11 protein-coding genes are annotated in these 13,865 nt (G+C 41.9%); 4 read left to right on the top strand and 7 right to left on the bottom strand.

Annotated elements, in window-relative coordinates:
- Window positions 1–532: 532 nt before the first annotated feature.
- Window positions 533–2,212: a DUF2079 domain-containing protein gene (locus NMK36_RS05875; RefSeq protein ID WP_254173275.1), complete on the bottom strand. Its 1,680-nt coding sequence runs from the start codon at window positions 2,210–2,212 to the stop codon at window positions 533–535.
- 253 nt (window positions 2,213–2,465) lie between these two features.
- On the opposite strand from NMK36_RS05875, the gene NMK36_RS05880 reads away from it, so the two are divergent.
- The gene (locus tag NMK36_RS05880; RefSeq protein ID WP_072717276.1) at window positions 2,466–3,614 is read left to right on the top strand and encodes a histidine kinase; all 1,149 of its coding nucleotides are present in this window, start codon (window positions 2,466–2,468) and stop codon (window positions 3,612–3,614) included.
- An 8-nt stretch (window positions 3,615–3,622) separates the two neighbouring features.
- On the opposite strand, the gene vapC is transcribed toward NMK36_RS05880, so the two are convergent.
- The 6 genes from vapC to NMK36_RS05910 form a co-directional block, all read right to left on the bottom strand.
- Entirely contained in the window at window positions 3,623–4,024 is a 402-nt protein-coding gene (gene vapC, locus NMK36_RS05885) for a type II toxin-antitoxin system tRNA(fMet)-specific endonuclease VapC (RefSeq protein ID WP_254173276.1), read from the bottom strand.
- The gene (locus NMK36_RS05890) at window positions 4,021–4,260 is read right to left on the bottom strand and encodes a hypothetical protein (RefSeq protein WP_254173277.1); all 240 of its coding nucleotides are present in this window, start codon (window positions 4,258–4,260) and stop codon (window positions 4,021–4,023) included. Before NMK36_RS05890 ends, vapC begins: the two co-directional genes overlap by 4 nt.
- Window positions 4,261–4,288: 28 nt before the next feature.
- Window positions 4,289–5,368 (bottom strand): A/G-specific adenine glycosylase, encoded by a 1,080-nt coding sequence (gene mutY, locus NMK36_RS05895; protein ID WP_254173278.1) that lies wholly within the window; start codon window positions 5,366–5,368, stop codon window positions 4,289–4,291.
- Between the two features lie 65 nt (window positions 5,369–5,433).
- The gene (locus tag NMK36_RS05900; protein WP_072717272.1) at window positions 5,434–5,775 is read right to left on the bottom strand and encodes a DUF760 domain-containing protein; all 342 of its coding nucleotides are present in this window, start codon (window positions 5,773–5,775) and stop codon (window positions 5,434–5,436) included.
- A gap of 166 nt (window positions 5,776–5,941) precedes the next feature.
- Entirely contained in the window at window positions 5,942–6,901 is a 960-nt protein-coding gene (locus NMK36_RS05905) for an RNA polymerase sigma factor, RpoD/SigA family (RefSeq protein WP_254173279.1), read from the bottom strand.
- 527 nt (window positions 6,902–7,428) lie between these two features.
- On the bottom strand, window positions 7,429–8,451 hold the full coding sequence (locus tag NMK36_RS05910; protein ID WP_072717270.1) for an ABC transporter ATP-binding protein: 1,023 nt from the start codon (window positions 8,449–8,451) through the stop codon (window positions 7,429–7,431).
- A gap of 662 nt (window positions 8,452–9,113) precedes the next feature.
- On the opposite strand from NMK36_RS05910, the gene NMK36_RS05915 reads away from it, so the two are divergent.
- The 3 genes from NMK36_RS05915 to cysE all read left to right on the top strand — a co-directional run bounded on the left by NMK36_RS05915 (window position 9,114) and on the right by cysE (window position 13,525).
- Window positions 9,114–10,559 carry a family 2B encapsulin nanocompartment shell protein gene (locus NMK36_RS05915; protein ID WP_254173280.1) on the top strand — a complete coding sequence of 482 codons (1,446 nt, stop codon included), beginning with the start codon at window positions 9,114–9,116 and terminating at the stop codon, window positions 10,557–10,559.
- On the top strand, window positions 10,534–12,420 hold the full coding sequence (locus NMK36_RS05920) for a cysteine desulfurase (protein ID WP_083579857.1): 1,887 nt from the start codon (window positions 10,534–10,536) through the stop codon (window positions 12,418–12,420). The genes NMK36_RS05915 and NMK36_RS05920 overlap by 26 nt, the downstream gene beginning before the upstream one ends.
- 379 nt (window positions 12,421–12,799) lie before the next feature.
- Complete coding sequence (gene cysE / locus NMK36_RS05925) at window positions 12,800–13,525, top strand: serine O-acetyltransferase (protein WP_254175166.1); 726 nt, start codon at window positions 12,800–12,802, stop codon at window positions 13,523–13,525.
- Window positions 13,526–13,865: the final 340 nt, after the last annotated feature.

Below are 13,865 nucleotides of genomic sequence, written 5' to 3' on the forward strand. Positions count from 1 at the left end.
GCGTTTAGAATGTAAACTAAGTTGACTCAAGCAGATTTCAGGTAAGTTAGATAAAAAAATCAAGATACTCAACTAACGTGGACAAGACATTGCAACGATTCCAATCAGGAGTATTGTACTAGCAAAGTCGATACAGACCTTTTTTATGACATTGACCCCGAAGCAAACTAAATCGTTATCGTTTTAGAGCCTCAAGCGAGTCACAGACCCTCTACAACGTCAACTTGTTTTGGTAGTTCACATTGCCTCTGACGGCGTTGCAATTGGATTAAAGCACGACGGACACAAGCTTTTAATCCGATGGGGTTGTTCTCAATATTCGTGTTATTGAGTTGTGCCCTATGACTATTAACATAACATAAGTTTCTGGGTTGCCAACCCTAATTTACTAAATTTGACACTCTTTAATATTCCGTAATAATTCATCAAACCTTAGACCCCGATCTCAACAGATGACTATCAATGTTTGCATGGACTGTTGTTCTATGCTTTCCTACTAAAATTGTAGCCTACATTTCAGGATGTAATATAATCAATGGCTAGAAGCTAGAAACGAGGTGTAGTTTTTAACAGCTTCCGGTTTAGAGGGAACACCTTTTTTCATCAAAATGACTCCATCTCTAAAATCAATAATGCCGTATTCTTTGTTATTCGTTAACTGTTCAATCCGTTGAGTAATTTCATTGAAGGAATTGCGATCGCCTGAAAATGCTAGACCATATTTTTGTAACTGCCATAAATCCGCTAAAATATATTCAACAGAAATCACCTCTCCCGCATCATTTCTTAACTGATATAAGGGAAACCTTAATATTTCTCGGCGACCGGATAAATGGGGCACAATATAAGTCGTTGTGGCGACACTGGCATCAGCAGGAATGGCATCCATTAACGGTCTAAATTGAGCAACGTGCGACCATTGAGTGGTTACGGGAATATAAACCCACGGATCAATAGAATCGGGAATAATAAAATAGAGGGTACGATTGGGGTTAGAGGTGAAACTAAAGAATAAGGATAAGCCAATACAAAATAGCCAAAATCGACGGAATTTGACCGACGGTAAAGTAACTTTAGATTCAGAAATTTCTCCCCCTTCTAAGTTCAGTTGCAAGTTTGATTTATCCTGTAACTGTTGTTGTCGATTTGCCCACCATAAAATAGTTCCATAAAATAACCCTGGAACTACGGTTAAGGCATAACGAATCGTAATCGATAATACGGATTCTCCCTTCGCCATGAAGAGTTTTAATAAGGGAAAACCTGCTATCATCCAAGAAGCCGGAGCAATGGCGGGAATAAAGGCTAAGGGCAACCATTGACCTAATAAATATTTTAATGTTCCCCAAAACGGTGTAAAAAGTTCAACGATTAATCGCCCCGGATTACTCACAATTCCCCAGAGAATTTCTAAGGTTGAAGCTTCTTCTCCATCGGCATATTGACCAAACCGTTCCATCATAAACCGTTCAGAAATATCCGCCGAAAACAAAGGCATGATAAAATTAGTTAAAGCTAAAATATAGCCAAAACTCAGAAAGCAAACTAAAACCCCTTGCACGGGATAACGTTTACTTAAAATTAGATAAATCCCAATCCCAAATAAATTGATAGCCGAATCCTCCCGAACCATTAAAATTAAAACGGCACACACCCAAAATAACCACCACCAGCGTTTTTCCATCGCTAGTAGCGCTGTAAACATAAATAAGGGAATTTGACAGATATCATGGAAATTACTCAACGTCGGGCCGATGACGGCATTGGCAGCATAAAAGCTGACCGTTATGAATGCGGCTAAAGGAGGTTCCAGATACTGACGCGCCAAAATGTACAACACCAACCCAGCAACCGTGATTAACGTAACCTGTAATACCGTTAGAGTGACTGGGGAGGGGAATAATACATACAGGGGTAACCACAGTAACAATGCTGGAGTAAAATGCTGTCCTAAACGATGGTAGCTAACGTTAGGAAACTCTCCCTGGTGGACAACATTAGTAGATAGTGCAGAAGACAGGGAACTTTGAAACAACCGTCCGTGACTACTATTCCAAAACACTTGATTAAAAATGCCTTGGTCATAAGAGGCATAAAAACTGAAATAACGGTGTAGAGTTAAGCCTAAACAAAGGAAAAAGAACGTGATCGCAACGCCTACGACCCATCTCAATGCTGAATTTTTCTGCCAGTTTTGCCAGCTTAGGAACATTCTGGATCAACCCAAATTTTTGCAACGGTGATCTTATCCCCCAAAAACTCAAGACCGTTGAGGGACAAAACAACAAACACCGAATAGTCTACCACTCTCTTTCAGCCTCCCAACTTACCCTATCCCCAAAAAAAATCGAATCTTAAGAAGATCTTAAATTAAACTATAAGATAAAAAGCAGTTGCCCATGTACCATCCTTCCTCTTTCACCGATAGTGACAACAGCTTACCGCTCCTGCTTCAAACCTATTTCATGCAGGCATTTCCCGAAAAACAGTCTCCGTCTCCAGAAGTGTCCTTACAACTTCTCCTGTTCGTTGATCAACGTCCTAGCTCTCAAGAGCATATTCGGCAAGTTCGTCAGTTCCTAGAGGAGTTAAATGTTCAAGATGAATTTGAGCTTCAGATTATTGATGTGGGTGAACAGCCGTATCTGGCTGAACATTTTAAACTGATTGCCACCCCCACGTTAATCAAAATTCACCCTGAACCTCGGCAGGTTTTGGCCGGAAGTAACTTAGTGACTCAACTCGAACATTGGTGGCCCCGTTGGCAACAAACGACGGAGTTATTGGAGTCGGATGAACAGTTATCTTCCCCTGTGGCTCCCGCTTATCCCCTGACAAATTCGGTAAATTCCGTTGTTTATGCGGGGGAACTGATGAAACTCAGTGATGAGACGTTTCGCCTGAAACAAGAGAAAGAACTGCTACAGCAACAATTACAGTTTAAAGATCGGATTATTGAAATTTTGGCTCATGATCTGCGAAGTCCTCTCACCGCAGCTTCTTTGGCTTTAGAAACTTTATCTTCTGATCAAATTACGGTGGCTTTGAAAGTGCGTTTAATTCAACAGGCTCGCTCTCAAATTCATATTATTGATCGGATGATTACGGATATTCTCCAAACAGCAAGCAGTCCTAATATTCGCTTACAAATTCAACCCAATCAGTTAGATTTAACGGTTTTTCTAAACCAAATTTTAACGGAATTAGACTCGCAGTTCCAATCTAAATCTCTGAATCTCAAAACAGATATCCCCCATGATACGCCCTGTGTTTATGCAGATCAAGAACGGATTCGACAAGTGGTGGTTAATTTATTAGATAATGCGATTAAATATACCCCCAGAGGGGGAAGTTTACAAGTTAGTGTTTTACACCGCACCAGTCAAAAAGTGCAGGTGAGTATTTGTGATAGTGGGCCAGGAATTCCTGAAGAAAATCGCGATCGCATTTTTCAAGAACATTTTCGTTTAGCACGGGATGAAGCTCAAGAGGGGTATGGTATTGGTTTATCTCTTTGTAAACGAATTATTGTCGCCCATTATGGCAATATTTGGGTTGATTCTAGCTTTACAAAAGGCAGTTGTTTTCACTTTACCTTACCTGTATATCATTAAGCTGTCTATCATTCTACCCAGTTTTCAATCTTTAATTTGTTAATGCGACCAAACTCTTTTACATTATTTGTTACTACCGTCAGACCGCGACTGAGGGCTTGGGCAGCAATCAACAAATCGTAACTTCCGATGGGCTGTCCTCGGCTCTCTAAATCAGCCCGAATATTGCCAAAAATTTGCGCATCTTCTTGATTCAAACCCACGATCTCGAAGGGAGCACAAAATATAGCTAAAGTCTTACGGTTGCGTGAGGGATTTTGACTTTTTGCGGCACCATACTCAAGTTCCCCAAGAGTGATAATAGAAATACCGATATCAGAGGAGTTAATCACTTCAAAACGCTGCTTAACTGATATAGGCTTTTGTTTGATAATATAGATACAAATATTCGTATCAAGCAGATATTTCATAAAAAAATATCCTCTCGCTGGGGGAGATTAGGTTGTTCTCGATCATCGAGAAAATCAGGTGTAAATTGAGATAAATTATTCCACCAGTTTTCGTCTAAACTTGATCTCAAGTCCGGTTGCTTCTCTAATTGTAAAAAATGACGATGCTTAATAAACGCAATGTAATCTAAGACTTGATCGATGAGTTGATCGGGAAGATTTTCGAGTTCTTGAATCAGTTGATCTTTAGAATTCATAGGGGTAATCATCCTAATTATTGATGACTTAAGAATTATTTTTCAAAGCTGCAATAATTTTTTCATTGGCTTTAGGAAAGGGAAATTGTTCAATTTCATCTAAAGTCACCCAGCGAATTTCATCACATTCTAAAGGTTGGGGTTCTCCACTCATATAACGACAGTGATAAACATTTAATGTGACTTTAAAATGGGTATAAGCGTGTTCAATGGTGATTAAATGATCTTTAACTTCTATTTCTATTGCTAATTCTTCTTGAATTTCTCGTTTAATACACTCTTCTAGGGTTTCTCCCGCCTCTAATTTTCCTCCTGGAAATTCCCATAACCCCCCTAATAATCCTTTAGCAGGTCGTTTATCAATTAAAATTTGTCCTTGTTGATTCCAAATAACAGCAACACCAATCATTTTATGGGGTAAAGGAGCAGAGATTTCACGCATGGGAATTTCAGATTGAAGATTTAATAAATAAGCTTGACAATGCCGTTTCCAAGGACATTCTGAACAGTTGGGTGCTTTCGGTGTACACACCATTGCGCCTAAGTCCATAATGGCTTGATTAAACTCACGGGGATGGTCAGGATCAAGCAAACTATCAGACCATTCCCACAGAGATTTTAATGATTTCGCTGGGGGTACCGATAAAGCCCTGAGCCGAGCTAAGACTCGTTTAACATTCCCGTCTAAAATAGAAACCGGAAGATTATAAGCAGCACTGAGAACTCCTCCGGCGGTGGTGCGACCAATACCCGGTAAACTCAAAGCTGCTTCTAATTGATTCGGGAAAACCCCGTCATATTGTTGCACAATTTGTTGAGCGCAGGCGTGCAAATTTCGAGCTCTGGCATAATATCCTAACCCTTGCCAAACTTTTAATACGGCTTGTAAATCCGCTTCAGCTAAATCTTTAACCGTAGGGAACGTTTCTAACCAACGTTGGTAATAGGGAATTACCGTTTTAACTTGGGTTTGCTGAAGCATGATTTCAGAAATCCAAATTTGATAGGGATCACGACTATTTCGCCACGGTAAATTCCGCCCGGTTTGAGTATACCAACTCAGAAGCGAGTGCCTTAATTGAACACTATCAAATTCCGGCAAACTCATGGTTCAGACTGCCGAATTTTTGTCGGTTTGAGCATCAAGGAATGGAAAAAAATCAAGGGTTTTCATTATTCGTCAGCAGCTTTTTCACCGACTTGAATAGATCGTTCAAATGCCATGCGTTGTTCGGCGTTGCGAAGGAAATAGCCACTGATCATCGCTGAAGCTAACAGCCGACCTAAATGTTCTCGACTGGTTGTGACTGTAATGCCAAAATGTTCCGAGGGTAAATTCCCTAATAGTCCGATAATATTTCGTTCCATCACTTGAAAAACTTCAGGAGAATTGGGTTTAGACAGTTGAGAAACCGTATCAGGACTCATAGATTGGACATATTGCCACAATAAGTTCCCAATTTCTCCTCCTTCCTCCTGAAAAAACTCCGAATTTCGATTGGATGCGTCGCTCATGCCTTTCTCTCCCTTATGCAAAAGTTGAAACGGCTCTTAATCTGATCAATTAAGAGGATTTTCAACTCCAGTGATTCTTTACTCTAATCTAGCAGGATGTAGAGACGTTTTAGATAAACATCTCTACTGCTTTAATAAGTGTCACCGCAGAGGGATCACTCGTTGTTTAACTTGCCATATAGTCGTCAATATCTTTTTTACGTTTTCGCAGTTTTGTTAAAGCTTCTCGTTCAATTTGTCGAACTCGCTCTCGACTAATATTTAGGCGATCGCCAATTTTAGCCAGGGTTAAACTTTGCCCATCTTCCAAACCAAATCGCAAGGATAGCACCTGACGCTGTTGTTCGGTGAGATCGGCCATCATCACTTCTAAATCCGTGCGTAAGGAAGATTGCAGGGCAAAATCTTCGGGAGATGCTCCCGTATCTTCTAAAAGATCCCCTAACTCCGTATCTTGGTTATCCCCCACCCGCAGATCCAGCGACAGGGGAAGACGAGCGTGTTCTAAATATTCTCGGATTTGTCGGGGAGTGATTTCCAGTTCCGCCGCGAGTTCGCCCATCGTAGCGGCTCGCCCCAATTTTTGAGCCAGTTGACGTTGAGCTTTTTTGATTTTATTGAGTTTTTCCGTAATATGAATCGGGAGACGAATGGTACGGCCTTTTTCAGCGATCGCACGGGTAATCGCTTGACGAATCCACCAATACGCATAGGTGGAAAAGCGATATCCTTTGGTGGGATCAAATTTCTCAACGCCGCGTTGCATCCCAATAGTCCCTTCTTGAATTAAGTCCAGCAAGTCTACATTACGCTTGATGTACTTTTTCGCAACGGATACTACCAGACGCAAATTGGCTTCCACCATTTTACGTTTCGCACTTTGGCCTAGTTCAAGCACTCGTTCTAATTCGGCTTCTGAGAGCCCCACAGCCTCTGCCCATTCTGCTGGGCTGGGTGCTCGACCTAAACGGGTCGCTAAGTATTCCCATTCATCTTGAACGACACTCAAGCGTTGAACTTGTTTGCCGTAGAGAATTTCTTGCTCATGGGTTAGCAGGGGAACACGACCAATTTCTCGTAGATAAGCGCGTACAGAGTCTGTGTCTGAGATTTTAGCAGTTTTCATGGCTCATCTCCGGCTGGATACCTTTAACCTATAAAGGTTTGATACGTCAAGCCCCTACTCGAAGCGCGAAAGAACAGCAAGCAGGTTTTGATGCAATTCTTTCGTCTAAAGTACGGACGGTTAGCCTAGGTGTTACAACCTGGGATTTTTTCCAATGTTAAGGACTGTAACCCAAGCTTGCAGTTACACACTTAACATAACTCAATTATATGTTAAGAAGTTTAACATTTCTTAAAAATAATGACTATCCCCCCTAGGGCCTAATCTGCCCAACCTCAAGGCACTACTCCTATGAGGGTAGCGTTTAAGTCCATTTTTGATTGCATCACACAGAACAAATTTCATGAAATGTTAGGGAGTAGGGAACAGGGAACAGGGAACAGGGAACAGGGAACAGGGAACAGGGAACAGGGAACAGGGAACAGGGAATAGGGAACAGGGAATAGGGAACAGTAGATAATACTGCTGGCTGTTTCATGTCGGTTGTAAATGATTACAATCTTGGTGCGGATGGCTATAGCTTAAATTTAATTAGAGTTGACCAAATGGCAAGCAACGTAATGGTTTGAACCTATATTTTTTAAGAGAGGTTCTTCAATGTGACATTGTTCAATAACATAAGGACAACGACTACAAAATCGGCATCCTGTTGGAGGGTTCATCGGGCTAGGAACTTCCCCGGTTAATAAAATTCGTTGTCGTTTGGCTTCTAATTCGGGATCTGGAATGGGAACGGCGGATAATAAAGCTTGAGTATAGGGATGGAGTGGATTTTCATACAAGGAAATCCGATCTGAAATTTCTACTATTTTCCCTAAATACATCACCGCAATTCGGTCAGAAATATGACGAACTACACTTAAATCATGGGCAATAAACAGATAAGTTAATCCTAGAGTTTTCTGTAAATTTTGCATTAAATTAATGACTTGTGCTTGAATAGAAACATCCAAGGCAGCAATAGGTTCATCACAAACAATAAAATCAGGATTCATGGCTAAGGCTCTGGCAATGCCAATGCGTTGTTGTTGTCCGCCGGAAAATTCATGAGGATAACGATTCATCACATCGAAATTTAATCCGACTAATTCCAATAATTCTTTGACTCGATTTTGTGCTGTTTTTGGATTTGCTAATTGATGAATGATTAAAGGTTCACTAATAATTTTACCGACGGTCATTCGAGGGTTTAAAGAAGAATAGGGATCTTGAAAAATCATTTGCATTCGTCGGCGAAAGGGATGTAATTCTTTCTCGGTTAAACAAGTTAAATCGGTATTTTCAAAGTAAATTTTTCCATCGGACGGACGAGTGAGTTGTAAAATTAGTCGTCCGGTTGTACTTTTTCCACACCCCGACTCCCCGACTAAACTTAAGGTTTCTCCCCGTTGAATATCAAACGTAACCCCATCAACAGCTTTAATGGCGGCAACTTGACGTTGTAGCAAAATTCCTTGCATCACGGGAAAGTATTTTTGTAAGTTTTCAACCCGAATTAAGAAAGTATTTTTTTGCTCAGATTTGAGCTTCTCTTCAGAATTGATTATCATATTTTTATAAAGAATAAAATAATATCTAGCTATTTTAATTTTAGTCTGAATTTGACTCAACTCCCCAGTTACTATCCTATAGCTCTTCTGTAACTCTAAGCCAAGGCAAATTTGAAATGCGTCTCATACCCTTTCTCTAATTTATCGGATTTATTGAGCTTCATCACTTAAAATTTGAATAAGCAGGTGCAATTTATTCAGGGGAACCTTCTATCCTTACTTTTAAACGAGAGAGAGTTGGGTTTGTATCTCTAACCCTTAAGAAATCCTTGAGAAATTTGCTCTTGATGACGAATTATAGTAGGGATATTGACCCCTTAAAAACTATCATAATCCGCTAGGGATGAAGTAAAAGGCGACCCAAGATAGAGGTTAGACCCAGTTAAATCGTCGATTTTTAAGGCCTAAAAAGCCTATACTGTGGCTGTTTGCAGCCCTAGATACAATTGTAACTTTTTTTAATATATTTGTGTCAATAAAAGCTCTGAATGGTTAGATTTTTATTAATAGATAATTGTGATTATCAATTCTGATTATTTGCTATAAGCTGTTAGTTGTCAGAAAAAATAAAGAAGAAGCTTCTAAACAAAAAAACACCTAAAAATATTAGGTGACAGGTAAAGTTTTGGAAACTTTTTCTACTCAAAAAAGAGTGAAATCTTATGGTAACAATCAACCCAAATCAAACCCGTCAACGGCAAAGCATCGATACAAAAGCCGCTCGCAATCTAGCCATCACCACCAACACCGTGCCTCAAATGGCCGGAATTACCCCTCGGTGGCTATTACATTTTCTGCCTTGGGTACAGGTACAATCGGGTACTTATCGTGTAAACCGTACAAAAGTTGTTCTCAAACCCAGTCCTAAAGTTCGGGTTAATAATAATAACGGACATTCCAGTATTTCCCCTGAAGAATTACGCACCATTCCGATGTTATCCGTCCTTGACCCATCGGATGCAGCAGCGATCGCCAATCGTTTCCAAAGTGAATCCTTCAATATTGGCGAAACCATTATCCAACAAGGTCAGCCCGGAGAAAAATTTTATATCGTTGTTGAAGGAAAATTAGAAGTTTCCACCTCCGGCGATGAAGGAGAAAATCTGCGAGTGGCGGTGCTCGGAAGCGGAGACTACTTTGGGGCGGTGGGTTTAGCTCCAGAAGTAATCAGTCATTCCACAATTCGTACCCTCACTCCTTGTCGCTTACTAGCCCTTTCCAAACCCTGCTTTGACGAAATTCTGAGTCAGTCTCCAGATATTCGATTAAGTTTACAAAAGGCGATTGAAGAACAAAGTCGGTTAAAATCCGTTGTTAATGTTTATGGCGAAGAAAAAATCCCGGTGATCTCTGATTATCAAGGAGAAATTGAACTTCCCGCCTCCTATATTGACTATGAAATTGAACCGCGAGAATATGATCTGAGCCTAGCCCAGAATATCCTGCGGGTTCATACCCATGTCACCGATATTTATAACGAACCCATTGATCAACTCCGCGAACAAATTCGCCTCACCGTCGAAAACTTAAAAGAACGTCAAGAATGGGAAATCATTAATAACCCTAACTTTGGCTTACTCAACTCGATTTCGCCCTTAATGCGGGTTCAACCTCGCTATGATGTCCCGACTCCCGATGACCTGGATGAACTGTTAACCCGGGTTTGGAAAAAACCCGCCTTCTTCTTAGCTCATCCCCGTGCGATCGCAGCCTTTGGGCGGGAATGCACTCGTCGGGGTGTGCCACCTGTGAGCATTAATATATTTGGAGCACCCTTCATCACTTGGCGCGGTGTGCCATTAGTTCCCTGCGATAAATTAGAAATCAAAGGCTACAATGGCAACCTCCAAGGCCCCGGTAAAACTAATATTCTGTTAGTGCGAGTGGGTGAAAAAGAACAAGGGGTCGTCGGTTTGCATAAAGTCGGGATTCCGGGTGAACAACTCCCCAGTTTATCCGTGCGGTTTATGGGTATTGATTCCCAATCCTTAGCGTCTTACCTGCTCACCTTATATTTCTCCTGCGCGGTCTTAACCGATGATGCGGTAGCTGTTCTGGAAAACGTCGAAGTGGGATACTACCATGACTATGAATATGCCAGAGTCTAACGGCAAAAACCTCGATTATTTGCCCGAACCCTCTGAGGGGAATCAGATATTTGACCCCCTAAGTGTGGCAACCCTGGCAAATCAGTTTTATACTGCCTTACCCGTTGAAAACAATATTGCCCCCCTGACTCCCCCTCAGTCCGCAGCGCCTACCCACCCGCCCCTACCCCAACCGGACAGCAGAGGATCAGATGTTGGTGGAGTCGTATTCCTGGGAAGTGCAGCACCCAGCCAAGTGTTAACGGAAGAAGCCTTAACCCGGATGGCGCAACAGTTTGTGGCGACGCTGTTACCGACTCAACTCGAAACCAGTTTCAAACAAGCCTTGACCCAGCCAGAACCCATCAGTCCATCCTTGGGCTCACAACCGACCGCCTTACCAGCCCCGGATGTTACTTCCGAAGCCTTCAATCCGGTTCCTAAAGAGTATTTAACTGAGATTCCTTCTTTGTTGCCCATCGCTCAACCTGATCCTGGAATTCCAACTTCTGGGAATCCAACGGCAATTGCACCGATTAGCGACTTGGATTGGAAACAGGTATTTACAGAGATTCAGGATAATCCGCTTCCAGCCCAGGAACCCTCTCAACCGTCTTTTTATTTTCTCTCTTCCCCAAAGGTAGAAAACCTGGGGTTAGAATCAGGGGAACCCTTTGATGTTCAGGCAATTCGCAAAGACTTCCCAATCTTGCACCAAAACGTCAACGGTAAACCCCTGATCTGGATGGATAACGCTGCAACCACTCAAAAGCCACAAAGCGTTATTGATAGTTTATCGCGGTTCTATCAGCGAGACAACTCCAATATTCACCGAGGAGCTCACACCCTAGCCGCAAGGGCAACGGATGCCTACGAATCCGCTAGAGAGAAGGTACAACGGTTTTTAGGAGCGAGTTCAGCCTCCGAGATTATCTTTGTGCGGGGGACAACGGAAGCGATCAATTTAGTGGCTCAAACCTACGGTCGCAAACACATTGGTGAAGGAGATGAAATTCTGCTTTCCACCCTGGAACATCACGCCAATATCGTTCCTTGGCAGATGTTAGCCCAACAAACGGGGGCTATCATTAAAGTGATTCCGGTGAGCGATCGCGGTGAGATTCTCTTGGAAGAATATGCTCAACTCCTCAGCCCTCGAACTCGTTTAGTGGGAATTACTCAAGTCTCTAACGCCTTGGGAACGGTTCTCCCCGTGCGGGAAATGACTGAAGTGGCACACCGTCATGGTGTTCCGGTGCTGGTGGATGGTGCCCAAGCGGTTTCTCATTTTCCTGTCAATGTTCAAGACATCAATTGTGATTTTTATACCCTGTCTGGTCATAAACTGTTTGCACCTACAGGTATTGGAGCATTGTATGTCAAACGGGAAATTTTAGAAGATCTTCCTCCTTGGCAAGGTGGAGGGAGTATGATTCGCAGTGTTAGTTTTGAAAAGACGGTTTACAGCGACCCCCCAGCTAAATTTGAAGCCGGAACTCCCAATATTGCGGATGCGGTAGGACTAGGAGCAGCCATTGACTATATTACTCGCCTGGGAATGCACAATATTGAGCAGTATGAACACAAGCTCACCTGTTATGCCACAAAACGCCTAGCGGAAATACCGGGTTTGCGTCAAATTGGCACTTCCCCCCATAAAGTCAGTGTGTTATCGTTTATTCTCGATGACATTCCGGTAGAACAAGTGGGTCAACGCCTTGCTCAAGAAGGTATTGCCGTTCGTGCAGGTCATCATTGTGCTCAACCGACAATGCAGCGTTATGGTTTAACGGGTACAGTTCGACCCTCTCTAGCGTTTTATAACACTTGTGCAGAAATTGACACTTTAATAGAGGTTTTACAAACTCTTAGATTTCGTTAAACCCTTGTAGGATTAGATCCCCCTTTTTTAGGGGGATTTTGAAATTTTTCCTTTTGTTAAAAACAGGATTATTTTCTCAGGACTTACGCAGCTACTCCATATATAGTGTATTAGTGCGTTAAACTTCCACTAAAACACCTTACTGATAGAGGCAGTGCGTAAGTCCTGTTTCCCTAAAAAACCCAATCAATCTTAAATACCCCCTGAGTCATTCTTCGTGTCTTTGTATCTTTGTGGCTTCTGAAAAAAATCTCTGTACATTACCTACCGAAAAACCGCTATTATGTCTAATTCCAGTTTGCTCAATACCCCTCAAAAAACCTCTGCAATTCCCAGCCAACATTCTGATAGCTTGCCCAATAAAGCCAATGCTTTTCAGATGTTTTTGGAAGATTTAAAAACCATTTCCAAACGTGATCCGGCTGCCCGCAATTGGTTAGAGATCCTATTTTGTTACCCTGGATTACACGCGATTTGGTGGCATCGAATTGCCCATCGTTTATATCGTTGGGGGATTCCATTTTTACCCCGTTTTCTCTCTCATCTGAGCCGTTGGTTCACAGGAATTGAAATTCATCCCGGTGCTAAGATTGGTAAAGGGGTTTTTATTGATCATGGCATGGGAGTTGTGATTGGAGAAACTGCAATTGTTGGGGATTATGCTTTAATTTATCAAGGGGCAACTTTAGGCGGAACGGGGAAGGAAAAAGGCAAACGACATCCTACTTTAGGTCATCATGTAATGGTGGGAGCAGGTGCTAAATTATTAGGTAATATTTATATTGGGGATCAGGTTCGCATTGGTGCGGGTTCGGTGGTCTTAAGAGATGTTCCCAGTCATTGTACAGTTGTTGGTGTTCCGGGGCGGATTACGCGCAATTCTAAAGAAACGGATGATTTACAATTATCCGATCATTTACCTGATCCTGAAGCTACAGTGATTCGGAATTTGTTTGAACGAATTAAACTTTTAGAACAGGAATTAGCTAGTTTAAAGGCTTTAAATTCTGTGACGGAAGTTCCAGATAGCTCGCAACAAGATGCGCTCGCTAATATTCAGGCTAACGAAATTATTGAAGAATTTCTGAATGGAGCAGGGATTTAAATCAATTCCTAGAAACTGAGTTTCTCTGGTAGATTTGTTGTCAGAAATCAGGATCACTTTAGAAACCCGGTTTCTGTGAGTCAGCACTAAGTTGTTAGAAACCGGGTTTCTCTGTTCAATTTGTTGTCAGAAATCAGGATAATTTCAGAAACCCGGTTTCTGTGAGTCAGCAGTAAGTTGTTAGAAACCGGGTTTCTCGGTTAGATTTGTTGTCAGAAATCAGGATAACTTCAGAAACCCGGTTTCTGTGAGTCAGCAGTAAGTTGTTAGAAACCGGGTTTCTCTGTTCAATTTGTTGTCAGAAATCAAGATCACTTTAGAAACCCGGTTTCTGGTAGCC

It is taken from the genome of Planktothrix pseudagardhii (assembly GCF_904830925.1).
GTDB lineage: Bacteria > Cyanobacteriota > Cyanobacteriia > Cyanobacteriales > Microcoleaceae > Planktothrix > Planktothrix tepida.